The organism is Shewanella sp. CAL98-MNA-CIBAN-0140, assembly GCF_040309905.1.
Classification (GTDB): Bacteria; Pseudomonadota; Gammaproteobacteria; order Enterobacterales; family Shewanellaceae; genus Shewanella; species Shewanella psychromarinicola.
Genome location: NZ_JBEOPI010000019.1, coordinates 62167 through 84796 on the forward strand (window position 1 = coordinate 62167; position 22630 = coordinate 84796).

The 22630-nt window shown below is 42.7% G+C and carries 19 protein-coding genes, 2 tRNA genes and 1 pseudogene; 21 read left to right on the top strand and 1 reads right to left on the bottom strand.

Features of this window, described 5'->3' with window-relative positions:
* Positions 1-367 precede the first annotated feature (367 nt).
* The 12 genes and pseudogenes from dnaK to AAEY93_RS11585 all read left to right on the top strand — a co-directional run.
* Positions 368-2284: a molecular chaperone DnaK gene (gene dnaK / locus AAEY93_RS11530; RefSeq protein ID WP_124012086.1), complete on the top strand. Its 1917-nt coding sequence runs from the start codon at positions 368-370 to the stop codon at positions 2282-2284.
* A 111-nt stretch (positions 2285-2395) separates the two neighbouring features.
* The gene (gene dnaJ / locus AAEY93_RS11535) at positions 2396-3523 is read left to right on the top strand and encodes a molecular chaperone DnaJ (protein ID WP_101032532.1); all 1128 of its coding nucleotides are present in this window, start codon (positions 2396-2398) and stop codon (positions 3521-3523) included.
* Between the two features lie 136 nt (positions 3524-3659).
* The gene (locus tag AAEY93_RS11540) at positions 3660-4898 is read left to right on the top strand and encodes a DEAD/DEAH box helicase (RefSeq protein WP_124012085.1); all 1239 of its coding nucleotides are present in this window, start codon (positions 3660-3662) and stop codon (positions 4896-4898) included.
* Positions 4899-5067: 169 nt separating this feature from the next.
* Positions 5068-5874 (top strand): M48 family metallopeptidase, encoded by an 807-nt coding sequence (locus AAEY93_RS11545; RefSeq protein ID WP_351077010.1) that lies wholly within the window; start codon positions 5068-5070, stop codon positions 5872-5874.
* A 79-nt stretch (positions 5875-5953) separates the two neighbouring features.
* Complete coding sequence (bamJ, locus tag AAEY93_RS11550; RefSeq protein WP_101032529.1) at positions 5954-6571, top strand: BamJ family beta-barrel-assembly machinery protein; 618 nt, start codon at positions 5954-5956, stop codon at positions 6569-6571.
* 83 nt (positions 6572-6654) lie between these two features.
* A complete protein-coding gene (dapB, locus tag AAEY93_RS11555) occupies positions 6655-7467 on the top strand; it encodes a 4-hydroxy-tetrahydrodipicolinate reductase (RefSeq protein ID WP_124012083.1) in 813 nt (270 codons plus the stop codon).
* 189 nt (positions 7468-7656) lie between these two features.
* Complete coding sequence (carA, locus tag AAEY93_RS11560; RefSeq protein WP_124012082.1) at positions 7657-8814, top strand: glutamine-hydrolyzing carbamoyl-phosphate synthase small subunit; 1158 nt, start codon at positions 7657-7659, stop codon at positions 8812-8814.
* A gap of 22 nt (positions 8815-8836) precedes the next feature.
* Positions 8837-12058, top strand: coding sequence for a carbamoyl-phosphate synthase large subunit (gene carB, locus AAEY93_RS11565; protein WP_124012081.1), 3222 nt, complete (start codon positions 8837-8839; stop codon positions 12056-12058).
* A 228-nt stretch (positions 12059-12286) separates the two neighbouring features.
* Positions 12287-12763 carry a transcription elongation factor GreA gene (greA, locus tag AAEY93_RS11570; protein ID WP_101032525.1) on the top strand — a complete coding sequence of 159 codons (477 nt, stop codon included), beginning with the start codon at positions 12287-12289 and terminating at the stop codon, positions 12761-12763.
* A 441-nt stretch (positions 12764-13204) separates the two neighbouring features.
* Positions 13205-13471 carry a hypothetical protein gene (locus tag AAEY93_RS11575; RefSeq protein ID WP_351077015.1) on the top strand — a complete coding sequence of 89 codons (267 nt, stop codon included), beginning with the start codon at positions 13205-13207 and terminating at the stop codon, positions 13469-13471.
* 567 nt (positions 13472-14038) lie between these two features.
* Positions 14039-14110 (top strand): hypothetical protein, encoded by a 72-nt coding sequence (locus AAEY93_RS11580; protein WP_351077038.1) that lies wholly within the window; start codon positions 14039-14041, stop codon positions 14108-14110.
* A 223-nt stretch (positions 14111-14333) separates the two neighbouring features.
* Positions 14334-14837 (top strand): annotated as a pseudogene (locus tag AAEY93_RS11585) (protein translocase subunit SecF); the annotation flags it as partial.
* Between the two features lie 94 nt (positions 14838-14931).
* Here the strand turns inward: AAEY93_RS11585 and yhbY are convergent.
* The gene (gene yhbY / locus AAEY93_RS11590; protein ID WP_101032524.1) at positions 14932-15231 is read right to left on the bottom strand and encodes a ribosome assembly RNA-binding protein YhbY; all 300 of its coding nucleotides are present in this window, start codon (positions 15229-15231) and stop codon (positions 14932-14934) included.
* A gap of 90 nt (positions 15232-15321) precedes the next feature.
* Between yhbY and rlmE the strand changes: the two genes are divergently transcribed.
* The 9 genes from rlmE (at position 15322) to rimP (ending at position 22601) form a co-directional block, all read left to right on the top strand.
* Positions 15322-15951 (top strand): 23S rRNA (uridine(2552)-2'-O)-methyltransferase RlmE, encoded by a 630-nt coding sequence (rlmE, locus tag AAEY93_RS11595; protein WP_101032523.1) that lies wholly within the window; start codon positions 15322-15324, stop codon positions 15949-15951.
* Between the two features lie 45 nt (positions 15952-15996).
* A complete protein-coding gene (ftsH, locus tag AAEY93_RS11600) occupies positions 15997-17967 on the top strand; it encodes an ATP-dependent zinc metalloprotease FtsH (protein ID WP_101032522.1) in 1971 nt (656 codons plus the stop codon).
* A 123-nt stretch (positions 17968-18090) separates the two neighbouring features.
* Positions 18091-18870 (top strand): dihydropteroate synthase, encoded by a 780-nt coding sequence (gene folP / locus AAEY93_RS11605; protein ID WP_502959555.1) that lies wholly within the window; start codon positions 18091-18093, stop codon positions 18868-18870.
* 249 nt (positions 18871-19119) lie between these two features.
* Positions 19120-20457, top strand: coding sequence for a phosphoglucosamine mutase (gene glmM / locus AAEY93_RS11610; RefSeq protein ID WP_124012078.1), 1338 nt, complete (start codon positions 19120-19122; stop codon positions 20455-20457).
* 138 nt (positions 20458-20595) lie between these two features.
* Complete coding sequence (tpiA, locus tag AAEY93_RS11615) at positions 20596-21378, top strand: triose-phosphate isomerase (protein ID WP_101032519.1); 783 nt, start codon at positions 20596-20598, stop codon at positions 21376-21378.
* A gap of 4 nt (positions 21379-21382) precedes the next feature.
* Positions 21383-21718, top strand: a complete 336-nt coding sequence (gene secG / locus AAEY93_RS11620; protein ID WP_101032518.1) for a preprotein translocase subunit SecG — start codon at positions 21383-21385, stop codon at positions 21716-21718.
* 13 nt (positions 21719-21731) lie between these two features.
* Positions 21732-21818: transfer RNA gene (locus AAEY93_RS11625), tRNA-Leu, on the top strand.
* A gap of 81 nt (positions 21819-21899) precedes the next feature.
* Positions 21900-21975 (top strand) — tRNA-Met (locus AAEY93_RS11630).
* A 170-nt stretch (positions 21976-22145) separates the two neighbouring features.
* Complete coding sequence (gene rimP, locus AAEY93_RS11635; protein WP_124012077.1) at positions 22146-22601, top strand: ribosome maturation factor RimP; 456 nt, start codon at positions 22146-22148, stop codon at positions 22599-22601.
* Positions 22602-22630: the final 29 nt, after the last annotated feature.

Consider the following 22630-nt stretch of genomic DNA (forward strand, 5'->3'; position numbering starts at 1 on the left):
CGCCACTGTCGCCCATAATAATACCGCGCCTAAATCATATCAGTACCCGATTGGGCTGACCTCACGGTTGTTGCTTTCACTATTATGGTCACTTAAGCCGCCAATGGCATTGATAAATAATATCCCTTTACTTACTTAGCTTGGCGCTATAACGATATCTGCAATTGATGATAAATTTTAGATGATAAATTTTACTTATCCCCTTGTAATTCACTTTGTTGTCCCAATATAGGTATCAAGGCTGATATGAGTGGTCAATTATGAATCTCAAGTTAAGTAACAAAATGCTTGAAATACTTGCTGATCATCCCCATATCAACATCAAATAACATATTAGCGACGAATAACGTCAATTCCGGAGGACCCCATGGGCAAAATTATTGGTATCGATTTAGGCACAACAAACTCGTGTGTTGCAGTCCTTGATGGCGGCAAAGCACGCGTAATCGAAAACGCAGAGGGTGAGCGTACAACCCCATCAATCATCGCTTATACCGAAGATGAAATTATTGTTGGCCAACCTGCCAAGCGTCAAGCGGTAACCAACCCAACAAACACCTTTTTCGCCATTAAGCGTTTAATTGGACGTCGTTTTAAAGATGACGAAGTTCAACGTGATGTGAACATCATGCCATTCAAAATTATCGGAGCTGATAATGGTGATGCATGGGTTGAGTCACGTGGAAATAAAATGGCACCACCACAAGTTTCTGCTGAAATCTTGAAAAAGATGAAGAAAACAGCAGAAGACTTTTTAGGTGAAGAAGTAACCGAAGCGGTTATTACTGTTCCTGCTTACTTTAACGATTCACAACGTCAAGCAACGAAAGATGCCGGTCGTATCGCAGGTCTTGATGTTAAGCGTATCATCAACGAGCCTACTGCTGCTGCTCTTGCATACGGTATCGATAAGAAGCAAGGCGATAACGTTGTTGCAGTATACGACTTAGGTGGTGGTACATTCGATATCTCTATCATCGAAATCGACAGCAATGATGGCGATCAAACATTTGAAGTGTTAGCAACCAATGGTGACACTCACTTAGGTGGTGAAGACTTTGATAACCGTTTGATCAACTATTTAGCCGATGAGTTCAAAAAAGACCAAGGTTTAGATCTACGTCGCGATCCATTGGCTATGCAACGTTTGAAAGAAGCCGCTGAAAAAGCAAAAATCGAACTTTCAAGCACTAACCACACTGAAGTCAACTTACCTTACATCACAGCCGATGCAACAGGTCCTAAGCACTTAGTGGTTAAAATTACCCGTGCCAAGTTAGAGTCATTGGTTGAAGACTTAATTCAACGTACTCTAGAGCCGTTAAAAGTTGCCTTAGCTGATGCTGATTTATCAATTTCAGACATCAATGAAGTGATTCTTGTTGGTGGTCAGACTCGTATGCCTAAAGTACAAGAAGCGGTCACTAACTTCTTCGGCAAAGAGCCACGTAAAGACGTTAACCCAGATGAAGCGGTTGCCGTTGGCGCAGCCATTCAAGCTGGCGTACTTTCTGGTGAAGTGAAAGACGTACTTCTACTTGACGTTACACCACTATCTCTTGGTATTGAAACCATGGGCAGTGTGATGACTAAGCTTATCGAGAAGAACACCACTATCCCGACTAAAGCTCAGCAAGTATTCTCAACCGCTGACGACAACCAAAGTGCCGTGACTATCCATGTACTTCAAGGTGAGCGTAAGCAAGCAAGTGCGAACAAGTCATTAGGTCAATTCAACCTTGAAGGTATTGAGCCAGCACCACGTGGCCAACCACAAGTAGAAGTGATGTTCGACATCGATGCTGATGGTATCTTACATGTGTCTGCAACAGACAAGAAAACAGGTAAGAAACAAAACATCACCATTAAAGCGTCTTCAGGTTTGTCTGATGAAGAAGTTGAACAAATGGTACGTGACGCAGAAGCTCATGCTGATGAAGATGCGAAATTTGAAGAGTTAGTTCATGCACGTAACCAAGCCGATGGCTTAGCTCATTCAACTAAAAAACAAGTTGAAGAAGCCGGTGATGCGTTAGCTAGCGACGAAAAAGAAAAGATTGAAGCGGCAATCGCCACTTTAGAAACGGCCATTAAAGGCAAAGATAAAGAAGCCATTGATACCGCGACTCAAGGTCTGATCGAAGCGTCTGCTAAGCTAATGGAAATTGCTCAAGCTAAAGCTCAAGGTGATGCAGAAGGTCAAGCGCAAGATGCTGGCCAAGATAAGCCTGCTGATGATGTTGTTGATGCTGAGTTCGAAGAAGTTAAAGAAGACAAAAAGTAATTAGCAATTTCAGTTAGTTACTATTAAAGCGGGCGTTGGGGTTATCCTCAAACGCCCGTTTGTATAAATTAAGTTTATCAAATTACTCACACCTTCGAGAAACTGAACACTATGTCAAAGCGTGATTATTACGAAGTTCTAGGTGTTGGACGAGACACCAGTGAACGCGAAATTAAAAAAGCGTACAAACGCTTAGCGATGAAATTTCACCCTGACCGTAATCCGGGTGACAAAGCCGCAGAAGCCAGCTTTAAAGAAATTAAAGAAGCGTACGAAATTTTAACCGACAGCGACAAGAAAGCGGCTTATGATCAATTTGGTCATGCAGGTGTCGATCCTAATCGTGGTGGACACGGCGGTGGCCAAGGTGATTTTGGCGACATCTTCGGTGATGTTTTCGGCGATATTTTTGGTGGTGGCCGCCGAGGTGGTCAACGTCAAGCTGCACGAGGCAGTGATTTACGTTACAACCTTGAATTGTCTTTGGAAGAAGCCGTACGAGGATTGACCAAAGAGCTGCGAATTCCGACATTAGCCGCGTGTGATTTATGTGACGGTAGTGGTGCTAAAAAAGGTACCTCGGCAAGCACCTGTGGTACTTGTCATGGCCAAGGCCAAGTACAAATGCGCCAAGGCTTTTTTGCTGTTCAGCAAGCCTGTCCTACTTGTCATGGTCGCGGTAAAATCATTAAAGATCCTTGTGGCAAATGTCATGGTGAAGGCCGTGTTGAACAAAGTAAAACACTGTCAGTTAAAATTCCAGCCGGTGTTGATACGGGTGACCGCATTCGTTTGACCAGTGAAGGTGAAGCGGGCGAGTTTGGCGCTCCTCCTGGTGATTTATATGTTCAGGTCAGTGTACGTGAACACGCTATCTTTACCCGTGATGCCAACAATCTATACTGTGAAGTGCCTATTTCATTTAGTAAAGCGGCATTAGGCGGCGAGATTGAAGTACCAACCTTAGATGGCAAAGTTAGCCTTAAGATCCCAACAGAAACTCAAACTGGGCGTATGTTCCGTTTACGCGGTAAAGGGGTCAAGTCAGTTCGCAGCCATGCAGTAGGCGACTTGTTGTGCAAAGTCGTAATGGAAACACCTGTTAATCTGAATGACACGCAAAAAGAGTTACTGCGGGAGTTTGAAGCGACATTAACCGGTGAATCAAAAAAACATAGCCCAAAAGCAGAAGGTTTTTTTGATGGGGTTAAAAGTTTTTTTCAAGACTTAAATAGCTAATAGCCCTATTTTATCTCGTACGACGATTAAGGTTGTTTACCTCAAGGGTAAGCAACCTTTTTATTTATAGTGAGTTATTTTACTTCTGCAACCGTCCTCAGTAGACTTCGTCCATTGTTCACTTAGTGATAATCCCATGCCTTTTTCAACCTTAGCGTTATCTCCTGCTTTACTGTCTGCATTACCGGCAAGGCTCCACGAGCCGACTCGTATTCAAACTCTGGCTATTCCAGCTATTTTGGCCGGAAAAGATGTACTAGCCTTGGCGCAGACTGGCAGTGGCAAAACCTATGCTTATGGTCTCCCTTTACTGCAGACTGTTAATGCCCAGGTTAATGCCGATATAACGGCAATACAGGCTTTAGTCATTGTGCCAACCAGAGAGCTGGCTTCACAGGTGCATGATACTCTTAACCCTATAGCAATGGCGCTTGATATCACAATGGATTTGCTTTGCGGAGGAGAATTACAATCGTTACAAGTTGATCGTTTACACAAGCCTGCAGACATTATAGTGGCTACACCGGGGCGGTTATTGGAATTGACCCAGCAGAAAATAGTGGATTTGAGCTCAGTAAAACGATTAGTGCTTGATGAAGCCGATCGTTTACTCGATATGGGATTTATAGCCGATATCACCAAGCTATTAGCGCTAATGCCAAACAGACAGACATTATTATTTTCAGCAACATTTCCAGAGCCATTAGTGCAATTAACCCAGCAAGTCTTGTCCAAAAACTGCCAAAGAATTGAAGCAAACGTCCTGAATAGCGCCGTGGATGAAATTGAGCAACAATTGTATTTAGTCAATAAAGGCAGCAAGGCACAAGCCTTGATTAATTTGATTAATCAACATCAATGGTCGCAAGTTTTAGTGTTTATTAATGCTAAAGATGATGCTGATTCATTAACCAAAAAGCTACTCAAAGCCGGAATTTCATCTGCCGCGCTTCACGGCGATAAAGATCAAACATTACGCCGACAGACATTGGCTGATTTTAAAGCCCAAAAAGTGAGTGTATTAGTGGCAACGGATTTACTCGCTCGTGGGATCGATATTGAAGCGTTACCTGTGGTGATAAACGCTAACTTACCCAATAGTGCTCCTGTATATGTCCATCGAATAGGCCGTACTGCCCGAGCTGGGTTGCAAGGTGTTGCAATATCTTTGGTGAGTCATAGTGAAATGGAAAGCTTAAATGCCATTCGTGCGTTGACACAAAAGGCATTACCTTTGCAAGCATTAGTGGGTTTTCCGGTGACAGATAAACCGAGCGACTCAAGCAGTAAACGTCCGCCTCGCGACAAACAAGCTAATCGACGCACAACCAACAAACGCAGTATTCGTGACTTTACACCCCATAAAAAGACCTAATTGATTTAATTGATACTCAGTAATCTAGTCTCGACTGCCACTCATAATGACATTGTCATTTGGCAATAACACGTTTGCCCAGTAAAATGAGTCATCGCTTATCCATAATCAATGACTATAATTATTTTACTGACCGCTATGGCAAGTGAATAGTATAAGGATTTACCAGATGAAACCGTTAGTACTCAGTATGTTGTTGACTTCTTTATTAGTTGGCTGTGTGAATAATCAATCGCCGACAGGTCGAGGGCAAACCTTGCTTTTTTCTGATACGCAGATGCAGCAGATGGGCGCTCAGTCGTTTGAGACCATGAAGAAAACTGAAAAAATAAGTCAAAACCAAGCGCAAACCCACTATGTAAACTGTGTTGCCAAGCGTATTACGGCAGTATTACCCGTTCAGTCGCAACAATGGGACGTAGTATTATTTGAATCAGATCAAGTGAATGTATTTGCATTGCCCGGCGGTCACATTGGCGTATATAGTGGATTATTAAACGTCGCGGTTAACCAAGATCAGCTTGCTACTGTAATGGGACATGAAGTGGCCCATGTATTAGCCCAACATAGTAACGAGCAAGTGTCTCGTGCCCAGCTAACAGGGCTGGGTATGCAGGCTGCGGATGCTGCTATTGGGGCATCGGGAGTTGCCAATAAAGATCTGTATATGGCCGGACTTGGGTTAGGGGCTAAAGTGGGGATTATTTTACCCTTTGGTCGCAGCCAAGAATCAGAAGCTGATATCGTCGGTCTTGAGTTAATGGCTAAAGCGGGCTTTAATCCTAACCAAAGTATTACCTTGTGGCAAAACATGGCCAAAGCGGGTGGTGCGCAAGGGCCAGAGCTGTTGTCGACGCATCCGTCACACAGTCATCGCATTGAAGACTTGCAAGCGGCACAAAATCAAGTGATGCCGCTTTATACACAGGCAAGGAAACAGTCTTTGACTGAGTGTAAAATGGCTCACGTTAAATAGCGTTTTTTGCCAACATTGACGCAGTTAATTGTGATAAACTCTGGTGCGAATTTTTTATGTTTATTGAGAGAAAATTATTATGTCAGATTTGTTCAGCACAATGGAACAGCATGCTAGCTACGGTGTAGGTCGTCAAATGGGCGAGCAACTAGCAGCAAACTCTTTTGAAGGTATTGATATCCCTGCCGTTCAGGCTGGTCTTGCTGATGCATTTGCCGGTAAAGAAAGCGCAGTATCAATGGAAGAGCTTCAAGTTGCATTTACTGAAATTAGTCGTCGTTTACAAGAAGAGCAAGAAGCTGCTGCAGAAGAAGCTGCTGCTGAAGGTGAGGCATTCTTAACAGAAAACGCAAATCGTGATGATATTACGGTAACTGAGTCTGGCCTTCAATACGAAGTGCTTGTACAAGGTGACGGCGAAAAACCAACTTACGATTCAACTGTACGTACTCACTACCATGGTACTTTTATCAGTGGTGATGTATTCGACAGCTCTGTTGCTCGTGACCAGCCTGCTGAGTTTCCAGTATCTGGCGTGATTGCCGGTTGGACTGAAGCATTACAGTTAATGCCTATTGGCACTAAGCTTAAATTATATGTCCCGCATCACTTAGCTTACGGTGAGCGCGGCGCGGGTGCATCAATCCCGCCTTACTCAGCTTTGGTATTCGAAATTGAGTTGTTAGAAATTATCTAGTTATTAAAAACGCCTAAGTTAACTTAGGCGTTTTTGTATATGCTGTTTTTGTGTTTACCTTTAGTTAAAACTGGGAGAAATAAATGACTGCAAAAGTGAGAATTGCTGTAGTTGGTGCCAGTGGCCGTATGGGCCGTACACTGATTGAATCTGCTAAACAGCAAGAAGTCATAGTACTTGGCGCTGCTATTGATCGTACCGGGTCAAGTCTAATTGGTGTTGATGCTGGTGAACTCGCTGGTGTCGGCGCAATGAATGTTGCTATTACCGATTCACTTGATAGTGTTGTTAATGACTTTGACGTACTGATCGATTTTACCTCACCAGAATCTTCAATTATTTATCTTGATTGGTGTGCGAAAAATCACAAAGCAATCGTGATCGGTACCACAGGCTTTAATCATGCTCAAAAAACGCTAATTGGTGCCTATTCAGAACAAGTACCCGTGGTGTTAGCGCCTAATATGTCTGTTGGTGTGAATGTGATGTGGAAATTGCTCGCACTGACGACAGAAGTCATGGGTGATTATACCGATATCGAAATAATCGAAGCCCATCATCGGCATAAAAAAGATGCCCCGTCAGGTACCGCGCTTAAAATGGGTGAAATTATAGCCCAAACATTGGGTCGTGATTTAGAGCAATGTGCGGTATTTGGACGTGAAGGTATTACCGGTGAACGCGAACGTAATACCATTGGTTTTGCAACGGTTCGTGCTGGTGACATTGTGGGTGAACACACCGCTATGTTCGCTGATATGGGCGAACGGTTGGAAATAACCCATAAAGCAACGAGCAGGATGACCTTTGCTAATGGGGCGATGAGGGCGGCTTTTTGGCTCTCAGATCAAAATGCAGGTCTGTATGACATGCAGCAAGTATTAGGATTGAACTAGATAATAAAAACACCACTCGTTGGTGTTTTTTTTTGAAAACAATCCGACAAAATATAGACGTAAAAGTTAATTTCTTATAGACTCGCTAGAATTTGTCAAAATTTCGTAATGTAACGAAAATTGATATCTTAATGCAAAATAAAAATAGTGCAAAATAAAAACACCTAATTTAAGTGGCTTGGCTCTTTTCTGGAGGTCGCGTTGACACAGTCTGCCTTACTCGTACTCGAAGATGGAACCGTATTCTCTGGCACCGCAATTGGTGCTACAGGTATATCTGTTGGTGAAGTGGTATTTAATACTTCAATGACAGGTTACCAAGAGATCCTTACGGATCCTTCATATTCACGCCAAATAGTAACATTAACCTATCCTCACATCGGTAACACAGGTACTAATGATGAAGACACAGAATCGGATTCGGTTCATGCATGTGGCTTAATTATTCGTGACTTACCGCTTATGGCGAGTAATTTCCGCAACCAACAATCATTAAGCGATTATTTAAAAGCGAATAATGTGGTTGGTATTGCTGATATTGATACTCGCAAACTCACTCGAATTTTGCGTGAAAAAGGCGCTCAAGCCGGTTGTATTATGGTCGGCGACCTAGATGAAGCGAAAGCTCTGGCAGCCGCGAAAGCGTTCCCAGGGCTAAAAGGCATGGATTTAGCCAAAGAAGTGACCACCGATAAAGCGTATACATGGCGCATGGGTAGCTGGAAATTAGTCGGTGGTTTACCGTCTGAAACACCAGAAGCGGAACTCAAATATAAAATTGTCGCGTACGATTACGGTGTAAAACGTAATATTTTGCGTATGTTGGTTGATCGTGGTTGTGATGTGACTGTAGTACCCGCGCAAACCTCGGCTGCCGATGTACTTGCGATGAACCCAGATGGGGTGTTCCTATCAAACGGACCTGGCGATCCTGAGCCATGCGACTACGCCATTACAGCGATTCAACAAATATTAACAACAGAGATCCCTGTATTTGGCATTTGTCTAGGTCACCAATTATTAGCGCTTGCCTCTGGTGCTAAAACCTTAAAAATGAAATTTGGTCACCATGGTGCAAACCATCCAGTGAGCAATCTTAAAAATGGCAGCGTGATGATCACCAGTCAAAACCACGGTTTTGCTGCCGATGAAACCACGTTACCGGCTAACATTAAGGTGACTCACAAGTCATTATTTGATGGTTCATTACAAGGTATTCATCTATCTGACAAGCCTGCATTTAGTTTTCAGGGTCACCCTGAAGCGAGTCCAGGCCCAACCGATGCCGCGCCACTGTTCGATCATTTTATCGAGCTCATTGAACAATACCGTCAGCACGCTAAGTAGTTATCTGGGAGAAGACGACGCAATGCCAAAACGTACAGATATAAAAAGTATTCTTATCCTAGGTGCCGGTCCAATTGTTATTGGTCAGGCGTGTGAGTTTGATTATTCAGGTGCGCAAGCCTGTAAAGCGCTTCGTGAAGAAGGCTATCGTGTCATTTTGGTCAACTCTAATCCTGCGACCATTATGACCGACCCTGAAATGGCCGATGCAACGTATATCGAACCAATACATTGGGAAGTGGTACGCAACATCATTGCCAAGGAGCGTCCTGATGCAATTCTACCGACTATGGGTGGACAAACTGCACTGAACTGCGCCCTTCAGCTTGAAGCAAAAGGAGTGCTAAAAGAGTTTAATGTTGAAATGATTGGTGCGACAGCGGATGCGATTGATAAAGCTGAAGACCGCAGTCGTTTCGACAAAGCGATGAAATCTATTGGGTTAGATTGTCCTCGTGCTGGAATTGCGCATAACATGGATGAAGCTTATGGCGTATTAGATATGGTGGGCTTTCCCTGTATCATTCGTCCGTCTTTCACCATGGGTGGTAGCGGCGGGGGGATTGCTTACAACAAAGAAGAGTTTGAAGAGATTTGTTCTCAAGGCTTAGACTTGTCGCCAACTAACGAATTATTGATTGATGAATCATTAATTGGTTGGAAAGAATATGAGATGGAAGTGGTTCGTGACCGCAACGATAACTGTATTATCGTCTGTGCTATCGAAAACTTTGACCCAATGGGTGTTCACACCGGTGACTCAATTACCGTTGCGCCAGCACAAACCCTTACCGACAAAGAATATCAATTAATGCGAAACGCTTCTTTAGCCGTATTGCGTGAAATTGGTGTTGAAACCGGTGGTTCAAACGTACAGTTTGGTATTTGTCCTGATACGGGCCGTATGGTCATTATTGAGATGAATCCACGCGTATCTCGTTCATCTGCATTAGCCTCTAAAGCGACTGGTTTTCCGATTGCTAAAATCGCCGCAAAACTGGCTGTCGGTTACACATTAGACGAGCTAAGTAACGACATTACTGGTGGTAAAACACCCGCATCGTTCGAGCCTGCTATCGACTACGTTGTCACCAAAATACCGCGTTTTAATTTTGAAAAGTTTGCTGGTGCAAATGACCGCTTAACGACGCAAATGAAGTCTGTGGGTGAAGTAATGGCTATTGGCCGTACTTTCCAAGAGTCATTGCAAAAAGCCTTACGCGGCCTTGAAGTGGGTCGTAACGGTTTTGATTCGGTTGTTGATTTACAATCACCCGAAGCTATGCAACGTATTCGTCATGAATTAAAAGAGCCGGGTTGTGATCGTATTTGGTACATCGCTGATGCATTCCGTGCAGGGTTAAGTCGTGACGATATTTTCACATTGACTAATATTGACCATTGGTTCTTGGTTCAAATCGAAGATTTGATTAACCAAGAAGCGAAAGTCGCTGAACTGGGTATGTCAGGTTTAGAGAAAAACTACTTACGCCAATTAAAGCGTAAAGGTTTCTCTGATGCGCGTTTAGCCGATGTGTTAGGTGTCAATGAAAGTGAAATTCGTAAACTACGTCATCGCCATGAAATTCACCCAGTTTATAAGCGTGTAGATACTTGTGCTGCTGAATTTTCAACTGATACAGCTTACATGTATTCAACCTATGAAGAAGAGTGTGAAGCTAACCCATCGAACCGTGAAAAAATCATGATTCTGGGTGGTGGACCGAATCGTATCGGACAAGGTATTGAGTTCGATTACTGTTGTGTCCATGCGGCATTAGCATTACGCGAAGACGGTTATGAAACCATCATGGTTAACTGTAACCCTGAAACGGTATCAACCGACTACGACACATCTGATCGCTTGTACTTTGAGCCTGTAACGTTAGAAGATGTGCTCGAAATCGTGCGTATCGAAAAGCCAAAAGGCGTAATCGTACAATACGGTGGTCAAACCCCGCTTAAACTCGCGCGAGAATTAGAAGCCGCAGGCGTACCGATTATCGGTACCAGTCCTGATGCGATTGACCGTGCAGAAGACCGTGAACGCTTCCAACAAGCGATTCAACGTTTAAACATGAAGCAGCCTGAAAATGCTACCGTGACGACGGTTGAAAGTGCGGTGATTGAAGCTGAAATTATCGGTTATCCACTGGTAGTTCGTCCATCTTATGTGTTGGGCGGCCGTGCGATGGAAATCGTCTACGACAAGCAAGATTTACTGCGCTACTTTAATGAAGCGGTTAAAGTCTCTAATGCATCACCAGTATTACTTGATCACTTCTTAGATGATGCCATTGAAGTGGATATAGATGCTGTATGTGACGGTGAAACTGTGGTGGTTGGCGCCATTATGGAGCACATTGAACAAGCAGGGGTTCACTCTGGTGACTCAGGTTGTTCATTACCACCTTATACCTTAAGTGCTGATGTTCAGGCGAGAATGCGTGACCAAGTCTCTAAATTGGCTTTTGAGTTAGGCGTAATCGGCTTAATGAACGTGCAGTTTGCGGTAAAAGATAACGAAATCTATATGATTGAAGTTAATCCACGTGCAGCCCGTACCGTCCCGTTTGTGTCTAAAGCGACAGGTGTTCCTTTAGCTAAAATTGCCGCGCGTGTCATGGTTGGCCAAAGCCTGATTTCACAAAACTTTACCAAAGAAGTGATCCCACCTTATTTCTCTGTCAAAGAAGTGGTATTGCCATTTAACAAGTTCCCAGGTGTTGATCCACTGTTAGGTCCTGAAATGCGATCAACTGGTGAAGTGATGGGCGTTGGCGATACTTTTGCTGAAGCGTATGCAAAAGCACAACTGGGTGCCACATCTGAAGTACCTAAGTCTGGTCGTGCGTTATTATCTGTGCGTAATAGTGATAAAAAACGTGTTGCTGATTTAGCCTCTAAGTTAATTGAGCTAGGTTATCAAATTGATGCCACTCATGGTACCGCCATTATCTTGGGTGAAGCTGGGATTAATCCTCGTTTAGTTAACAAGGTACATGAAGGTCGTCCACACATTCTTGATCGTATTAAGAATGGTGAATATACCTACATTGTTAACACCACAGAAGGTCGTCAAGCCATTGAAGACTCTCGCCAGATCCGCCGTGGAGCATTGCGCTATAAGGTAAATTACACTACGACATTAAATGCCGCTTTTGCGACGTGTTTAGCGCATGCTGCAGATGATCGTATCAAAGTGACCTCAGTGCAAGAGTTACACAAACGCATTAAAGGTTAACTTTATTGTGTGCTAATGATTAAGGTCGCCATTAGGCGACCTTTTTTATGACATTTTGGTGAAGCATGACTAGCAAGTCGGTAAAAGCTTAGGTAAGCTGTCTGCCATCATCTAAAAGATGCATCCAAGAGACGCATGCTAACTAGAATGCGTACTTCCAACTGAATTTTGACTGTGTTGATTTTGTCAGCACGGGATGCTTTTGTTTTTAAAGGAGACAAAGACATTATGAGTAAGGTCCCAATGACTGTAATTGGCGCAGATCAACTACGTAAAGAACTGGTAATATTAAAGTTCGATCGCCGTCCAAAAATTACCGAAGCGATTGCTTCTGCGCGTGAATTAGGTGATTTAAAAGAAAATGCAGAATACCATGCTGCCCGTGAAGATCAGGGGATTTGTGAAGCGCGTATTCGTGACATTGAAGGTAAATTATCTAATGCTCAAATTATTGATGTCACCACATTAGACAATACCGGCCGGATCATTTTTGGTACTACAGTGACTATTTTGAACTTGGATACGGATGCCGAAGTGACCTATCGTATTGTGGGTGATGACGAGGCAGAAATTAAACAAAATTTAATTTCTGTTAATTCACCGATTGCACGTGGATTAATTGGTAAAAGTGAAGGCGATGAAGTATCGATTACCACACCCGGTGGCTTGACTGATTATGAGATCGTTGCGGTTAAATATATTTAAGCGATGTGAGTCAGCTAGGGTAAATATTTTCTAACAATATGTTTTAATTGTTAAATTAAAAAAGCCGGTTAAGTATTTATTTTATTTTATGCTAAATCCATTATCGATATAAATGATCACTAGCCTGACCTAGCACTAAATAGAATACTATTTAGTGCTTTTTTATATCTATTACAAACAGAGTGCATTCCATATAGACCAAAATAAATGTAAAAAAATTCATTTGCACATTAAAGGTGCAACAGATATTATCGCCTGGATTTACATTGCTGTTACATTTTGTCGGGCAAAATACAACATTTTTTGAAACATTCCGTTGACAGATCCCGTTGAAACATTGCTTTGAAATTATGTTCTATCTTCTATCTTCTATTTAAATTATATTTCGACATTTTGATTTCAAATACTAGCAACTATGTCGTTTGATAAAATAAGGTCATTATGACGTTTCCATGGGCTCGTATACTACTCATGCTGGTAATTGTGGGGTTGTGTTCAATCTTTCTCATCAATAGCCACGTGTTGGTGTTAGCGTCGGTGCCATTTGCTACGTCTCCTGGATACTCTTACCCATATGATGTGGATACGGTGACAGATGATCGTATTTGTCAACAGCCAATAAGTTTAACCTCTCTTGATATAATGCTGTCTTCAGTTCAGTTAGTCGATGGTTCAATTGATAGTTCAATTGATAGTGATGTGCGTTGACATAAACCAACAGCCTTAAGTGACACGCTCATAGAGGTTAACAGTGCATTATTGAGCTAGTTAGGAACTATTATCAACAGGCTCTATTTTTGAGCAATCTAATCCAAATGATATTTATTATGTGGCCACTTATTCGGCACGTTATATCAGTATTGCTCAACGTCAATTAAATGAAACAAGTCCTAATGATGTATTGGGCTATGAGTTTTTTCGCCGCCAATAGCGAGTTTAACCATAGGGTATCCAATTAACGTCAATCCACAATTGGACTGGATTTTGTCAACGACGTCGCCCCTTCAAGACTTTCCGCCTAGAAAGATCTAATTTACTTTTCGTTCACGCTCACATCAGCTAACGATTTTCTGCATTGATTGAAAACGTCATTAGCTTTACTAATGAGCTTTACTGTAGATAGATGAGTTGGTTAAAACCGCTCATTACTGGCTATACATTTTTTATCCAGGCTTAACTCACCTCGATTTAGTGAGATCAAATATTATGAAATCCAAATCGAAAACGCATTAATTAAATCATTATTCTCAGTGGAAATACTGGTTATTAATTAGCATATTAATCATCTTGTTTATGAGTGCATTAGCGTCTTGGTATGGTGAAGAGTCGCGGTACACTCACAATTAACCCGGCCCAATCACTGACAGTAGAGCAATTCCATCATCTGCTATATTAAGCGGGGATCAACAGGTTACGCATCGAACAGCAACAAGATAATTTGTTTGTGGCAATAAATGGTGCCGATATTCTTATTAAAAATAAACGTTTTGATCTCAAAATGGTATTAGCCGTATTAAATAATGTATTAACGTATTATGCAGCAACGGGGGGGTCTTAAGTCGATCAATAATTGGTCGTCAAAGGTGGCTTGTGTTGTCTAATGGCTATGCCGTGTATTATGGAATATTCAAGTTTTCGCTTTGAGTGGCGTACAGCTTCTGGTGCGTTATTGGCTCTGGTATATGATGTGGTGTTTGTGTTGGTTTTTTGCGGTAAGCCAAATGGAATCAAATTTAACCGTACTGGCGGCTATTTTAGCTTACTCGTTTAATGACTCTATTATCGAAAATAAGATGGGTAAACAACTTATTACAAAGCCTTTGTGGGATGTGCCGGACATTAATAATGGCGCTATTAAGTCGACTTTTTTGAGCTCAATGGTGACATCAGAGACTACATTATAAACTGTATACGCATTATTGATTATGGATTATGGATTACGGATAATGGGTGGAGCACTATTGGAGGGAATTTAATCGCATTATTTATTGGGATCGTTACAGGTACTTGGTCATTTTTTTCAATTGATGCTACCTTGCCTGAATTTTTAGGATTAAAGGCACAACATTATTAAGTCGTTCCTTTACCCAACCATCCTTGATTAATGATAATTCATCTCTAATAAAAAAGCCGCTGAATTCAGCGGCTTTTTATAAAAGAATGCGAGATTATTTGGCTTTAGGCAAAGCAATCTTCATTTCGGCAGACTGACGGAAAATGACTAAGACATGACCGATAAGTTGCACTTTCGCAGACTGGGTTTCACGTACAATGGCGTCAACGATGGCATTTTTGAGCTCTCTGTCGGCAGAGGCTACTTTTACTTTAATCAATTCATGATGTGTAAGCGCGCTATCAATTTCAGCCAGAACACCTTCAGTTAGTCCATTGCCACCAAGCAGCACCACTGGTTTTAAACTGTGCGCCAGACCTTTTAAATGCTGTTTTTGTTTGGTTGTTAAGTTCATTTGTACCAACTTTTGCTGAGTTACTGTTGAAAAACGGGTATTCTACCCTTATATACACCTTATGTAACTCTGAATCGTTGCGGAATTTTAATGACAACAAAAAAACGTACGGCGAGCTCAAGTCGCTGGATGCAAGAACACTTTGATGATCACTATGTGAAATTAGCCCAGAAACGCGGTTTACGTTCACGAGCAGCATTTAAGTTAGAAGAGATCCAACAAAAAGATCACTTGATAAAACAGGGGATGACAGTTGTTGATTTAGGTGCAGCACCGGGTGGCTGGTCGCAAGTGGCCGTTAAACTTGCTGGCGACAAAGGTAAAGTCATTGCTTGTGATATTTTACCAATGGATCCGATTGTTGGTGTTGATTTCCTTCAAGGTGATTTTAGAGAAAACAAAGTACTCGAAGCATTGCTTGAGCGTGTAGGTCAAGATAAAGTGGATGTGGTACTATCAGATATGGCCCCGAACATGAGTGGTTCGGATGCTGTTGATCAACCTAAAGGTATGTATTTAGTTGAATTAGCGTTAGATATGTGTCATCAAGTGTTGACGCCCAACGGCTGTTTTGCTGTTAAAGTCTTTCAGGGGGAGGGCTTTGACGACTACATAAAAACAGTTAAACAGGCATTCAAAGTAGTAAAAACCCGTAAACCAGACTCCTCTAGAGCACGCTCTCGAGAAGTCTACTTAGTGGCGACTGGTTACAAGTTGTAGTAGTCTAACGTTAATAATCGCAGGACTGTTAAGAGGTCTAGTAAATTGAGTGACATGGCAAAAAATTTAATTCTCTGGGTTGTCATCGCTGTTGTACTGATGTCAGTGTTTCAGGGTTATTCCCCCTCTTCTTCGAATACGCAGAAGATGGATTATTCCGCCTTTTTGGACAATGTTCGAAATGGTCAAATTAACACGGTCGAAATAAAAAGCGACCAACGAACAATTGAAGGGACTAAACGTACCGGCGAAAAGTTCACCACTATTATGCCTATTGTTGACCAAGATTTAATTAATGATCTTGATCGCAAAGGTATCACCATGAAAGGCCAAGAGGCTGAAGAGTCAGGTTTTTTAACCCAAATCTTTATTTCATGGTTCCCGATGTTACTGTTGATTGGGGTTTGGATATTCTTCATGCGTCAAATGCAAGGCGGTGGTGGAAAAGGCGCAATGTCGTTTGGCAAAAGTAAAGCCAAACTGATGAGCGAAGACCAAATTAAAACCACCTTTGCTGATGTTGCTGGCTGTGATGAAGCAAAAGAAGAAGTAAAAGAACTGGTTGATTATTTACGTGACCCAACCAAGTTCCAAAAGCTAGGCGGTCGGATTCCTACTGGCGTGTTGATGGTAGGGCAACCAGGTACGGGTAAAACCTTGCTAGCTAAGGCGATTGCCGGTGAATCTAAGGTGCCATTCTTTACCATATCAGGTTCTGATTTTGTGGAAATGTTTGTTGGTGTTGGCGCATCCCGTGTGCGTGACATGTTCGAACAAGCTAAAAAATCTTCGCCTTGTATCATTTTTATCGATGAAATCGATGCTGTAGGTCGCCAACGTGGTGCTGGTGTTGGTGGTGGTCACGATGAGCGTGAGCAGACGTTAAACCAACTGCTGGTTGAGATGGATGGTTTCGAAGGTAATGAAGGTGTTATCGTTATCGCGGCAACTAACCGCCCTGATGTTCTTGATGCTGCATTGCTTCGCCCAGGTCGATTTGACCGTCAAGTGGTTGTCGGCTTGCCTGATGTGCGTGGTCGTGAACAAATCCTTAAAGTGCATATGCGTAAAGTGCCTTTGTCAGACGATGTTAAAGCAAGTGTTATTGCTCGTGGTACGCCAGGATTCTCTGGTGCAGACTTAGCCAACCTTGTTAACGAAGCTGCGTTGTTTGCTGCTCGTGGTAATCGTCGTGTTGTTGGTATGGAAGAGTTCGAGCGTGCTAAAGATAAAATCATGATGGGTGCTGAGCGCCGTTCTATGGTGATGTCTGAAGCGGACAAAGAGATGACTGCTTATCATGAAGCTGGACATGCGATTGTAGGCTGCTTAGTACCAGAGCATGATCCTGTGCATAAAGTGACTATTATTCCGCGTGGACGTGCATTAGGGGTAACTTTCTTCCTACCGGAAGCCGATGCTGTGAGCCAAAGCCGTCGCAAACTTGAATCACAGATTTCAGTTGCCTATGGTGGACGTTTAGCTGAAGAGATTATTTACGGCACTGAAAAAGTGTCTACTGGAGCGTCGCAAGATATCAAATACGCGACGTCGATTGCCCGTAACATGGTTACCCAATGGGGCTTCTCCGATAAACTGGGTCCTTTACTCTATGCAGAAGAAGAAAACGAAGTTTTCTTAGGCCGCAGTATGGGTAAATCTAAGGCTATGTCGGGTGAGACTGCGACACTAATTGATTCAGAAACTAAAGTGTTTATTGATAAAAACTATCAACGGGCACAAACGTTACTAAACGACAATTTGGATATTTTACATGCGATGAAAGATGCGCTGATGAAATATGAAACGATTGATTCGTTGCAAATTGATGATTTGATGAAGCGACGTGAAGTGCGTATGCCTGCTGAATGGCAAAAAGATGAATCATCTGACGATAAAGATAATGGCAATAGCACGCCTAAATCTGAAGTTGAAACACCTGTCGATGAGGTTAAAGCCGATACTAGTGACGCTAAAACCGACACGAGTGAAACGGATGAATCACCAGCTAAATAAATAATTTAGTGAATAAAGAAAACCCCGCAAGGGGTTTTCTTTTTTTTAACCTTATGTAGGACAATACCTGTGTTTCAATTAACTCATGCCAATAAAACCCTCGACTTATCAGCACCTTTAGTGATGGGCATTGTAAACTTGACCCCTGATTCTTTTTCTGATGGCGGCGAATATATCGGATTTGAACAAGCCTGTCGCCATGTCGACGATATGGTGGAACAAGGTGCATTAATTATTGACGTGGGTGGAGAGTCAACTCGACCTGGTGCTGCTGAAGTCACTCTTGAGCAAGAGATCGCTCGTGTTATTCCTATCATCGAATACACGGCTAAAACACACAATGTATGGATTTCAATCGATACTAGCAAACCTGAAGTGATGGAGCAGGCTGTGGATGCCGGTGCCAATATGATCAATGATGTGCGCGCATTACAAATGCCTGGTGCATTAGCCATGGCCGCTACGTTAGATGTGCCTATTTGCTTGATGCACATGCAAGGCGAGCCGCAAACCATGCAAGATGAACCTGAGTATCAGGATGTGATTGATGAGGTGGTTGCTTTTTTCGAATTGCGTATTGCTTACTGCGAAGCCGCCGGAATTGAGCGAGAACGCTTAATTCTCGATCCAGGTTTTGGCTTTGGCAAAACTTTAGCGCATAATTACCGCCTATTAGCGACATTACCAAGATTACATGAGTTTCACTTACCTTTATTGGTTGGTCTGTCGCGAAAAAGCATGATTGGTGACCTGTTAGCGCGCGATATCGATCAACGCCTTGCTGGTAGTCTTGCTGGGGCATTAATTGCTGCTCAACAAGGTGCGCATATTATACGAGTCCATGATGTTCCAGAAACTGCCGATGTACTTAAGGTGATGTCAGAAACAATGGCCAATATATAGCGACATCGGCATGATAACGTTATAAGTAACCACAGAATGGGATAATCAATGGTTATCAAACCGCTGTTTGTTCTGCTATCTGTGTTGCATTGACTGGCAATAGGCTAGCTATTGCAAGTCAATGTGTCTTGTGAGCAAAAAATGGCAAGTTTGATATTAAATTGGTGAATAGTCTTATTGAAACTTACTTACCCTATCTCTTAACGTGAGATAAGGTTAAGTAGAGTCAAATCACTTAAGTGGGGACCTGTGAAGCAAAGAAAGTTTTTTGGAACCGATGGTATTCGCGGCAGAGTAGGGGCGGGTAAAATGACCCCTGAGCTGGCATTGAAGCTCGGTTGGGCTGCAGGGCGGGTATTGTCTCGCAATGGCACCCAAAAAGTGATTATTGGTAAAGACACCCGCATTTCCGGCTACTTGTTTGAATCGGCTTTAGAGGCTGGATTGTCAGCTGCGGGACTCAACGTTTTGTTACTTGGTCCAATGCCTACCCCCGCGGTTGCTTATTTAACTCGCACATTTCGCGCGGAAGCTGGCGTGGTGATCAGTGCGTCACATAATCCATATTATGATAACGGTATCAAGTTTTTCTCAAACAATGGCAGTAAACTAGATGATGCCATTGAGCTAGAAATAGAGGCTGAACTTGAAAAGCCGTTAGTGTGTGTTGAATCTCATTTATTAGGCAAGGCTCGAAGAGTTGAAGATGCTGCAGGGCGTTATATTGAATATTGCAAAGGGAATTTTCCAGCGGATCAAACACTTGAAGGTTTGAAAATTGTTGTTGATTGTGCACATGGTGCAACCTACCACATAGCTCCTAATGTATTTCGTGAATTGGGTGCTGATGTGATTACTATTGGCGATAAGCCAAACGGCATAAACATCAATGACAAAGTCGGCGCAACCTCTATGGCTAAAATTTGTGAAACGGTATTAGCCGAAAAAGCGGATTTAGGTATCGCATTAGATGGTGATGGCGATCGCATTATGATGGTAAATAGCCGCGGTGACGTGATTGATGGTGATCAAATCTTATATATTTTAGCGGTAGATGCTCAAAAACGTGGTATTTTAAAAGGCGGTGTAGTGGGCACGTTAATGTCTAACCTAGGGTTAGATTTAGCATTACAAGCGCTTGATATTCCTTTTGTTCGCTCAAAGGTCGGTGACCGCTATGTCATGGAAATACTCAAAGAGAAACAGTGGCGTATCGGAGGTGAAAACTCTGGCCATATTCTTAATCTCGATCATGGCACCACCGGTGATGGCATTGTTGCAGGTATTCTAGTGTTAGCTGCAATGCGACGTCAAAAAGCATCACTTGAACAATTGACTGAATCAATAAAGATGTTGCCGCAGGTATTGGTAAATGTCCGTTTTGAAGGAAACTCAAACCCGCTGGATACTGATGCTGTGAGATCAGCGCAAGCTGATGTTGAGCAACAATTAGGTATTCGTGGGCGAGTATTATTGCGAAAGTCGGGAACAGAACCGTTAATCAGGGTTATGGTTGAGGGGGATGACCATCCGCAAGTGCTTGCACATGCAAACCGTATTGCTGACGCGGTAAAGGCAGCATGTTAATTATTTGAATATTCAATTTGTTGTTGCTCGCTCAAAAAGTAGCCGCTTCGACAGCTTATGTGAAATATTCCCCTTTTAGCTCTTGTAACTTGATAAGTGGTTCGCTATTATTCACGCCGCTTTCAGAGGAGACAGTGAATGGCACTCAGACGTCCTATGGTCGCTGGTAACTGGAAAATGAATGGTAATTCGGCCTTGGCCCAAGAGCTATTTAAGAAGTTTGCTACCAAGCTCCAAAATGATTCAGCTGAAGTGGTTTTATGCCCGCCTTCAATTTATCTTGAAAGTGTTCGGCAGCTGCTTGAAGCCAATAAGCAAACCTTAGACGGAGCGCTTGTTAGAATGGGCGCACAAAATCTTAGTCATCATGATTTTGGTGCTTACACCGGCGAAATATCCGGGCAGATGCTAAAAGATTCTGGATGTCGATATGTCATTATCGGCCATTCCGAACGTCGCCGTATGTACGGAGAGACGAGTAATATAGTGGCAGAGAAATTTGCCGCAGCACAAAAAAATGGTCTGACACCGATTTTATGTGTAGGTGAATCAGGACCGGCTCGTGAAGCAAGACGTACCTTTGAGGTGATTGCCGAAGAGCTTGATATAGTAATTGAAAAAAACGGTACCATGGCTTTTGATAACGCAATTATCGCCTACGAACCTTTATGGGCAGTAGGGACAGGTAAGAGCGCTACACCAGAGCAGGCACAAGAAGTACATGCGTTTATTCGCAGTCGCCTCTCTGAAGTGTCTCCTTTTATAGGAGAGAATATCAGGATTCTTTACGGTGGTAGTGTCACCCCAAGCAATGCGGCAGATATATTTGCCCAGCCTGATGTTGATGGTGGTCTGATTGGCGGTGCAAGTTTGAACTCAAGTGAGTTTTTAAGTTTATGTACCATAGCGATGAGCGCATAATTATATGTACGAAGTTCTTATAGTTGTATACTTGGTGGTAGCGTTAGGTCTTATCGGCTTAATTTTAATCCAACAAGGAAAGGGTGCCGATATGGGTGCATCTTTCGGAGCCGGTGCTTCAGGCACATTATTTGGCTCAAGTGGCTCAGGTAACTTCCTGACCCGCAGTACTGCAGTATTAGCCATTGGTTTCTTTGCATTGAGTTTAGTGATTGGTAATTTAAGTGCTAATCACACTCAAGAAAATGATCAGTGGCAAGATTTAGGTCCAGCAGCAGAGCAAATCATTGATGATGCGCCTGTGCAAACCGAACAGTCAGAAACGAAAATTCCTGACTAGTATACCAGGTGTCGCCGAGGTGGTGGAATTGGTAGACGCGCAGCCTTGAGGTGGCTGTGTCTTAACGGACGTGCGGGTTCAAGTCCCGCTCTCGGCACCAAATTTAAACTAACAAATCATGGATAGCGTTTGATTAGTTATTGCAAGATATAGAGTAAATCAATATACTTGCATGAGTTGACGCGGGGTGGAGCAGTTGGTAGCTCGTCGGGCTCATAACCCGAAGGTCGTCGGTTCAAATCCGGCCCCCGCAACCAGCTCCTTGTGATTTAACTTCTAGAGAAGATAAATTACAATTTACAGGTTTTATAATAAAATGACCTCGTGATTACGGGGTTTTTTGTTATATAGACTTTTAAATGTCCGTGTTTTATACGGATTGCAATGGGGGCTACTAGCCCTTTTTCTGTTTTTTTGGGGGTCATTTTTGGCAACAATAGAATCCAAGCTAGTTGAAATGTTAACAGTACCTGTTGAAGCGTTAGGCTTTAAACTATGGGGCATTGAGTATATTCAAGCTGGTCGTCATTCAATATTACGTGTTTTTATTGAGCACGAGAATGGCATCAATATTGAAGATTGTGCAGAAGCCAGTCGTCAAGTTAGCGCAGTTATGGATGTTGAAGACCCTATTTCTACAGAATATACATTAGAAGTCTCTTCACCTGGCGTAGATAGACCCTTATTTACCGCTGAGCAATATGTGGCCTATGTAGGTGAAGATGCAAAAGTACAATTGACTATGCCTGTTGCCGGTAGTCGTAATTTAAAAGGCGTCATCAATAGCGTTGATGGGCAAATGCTCACCATCACCGTTGATGGTAAAGACTTGATTGTTGCTTTGGATAATATCCGTAAAGGCAGCATTATCGCTAAGTTTTGATAGTTTCAGGTGAAGAACGAGGCAAGACC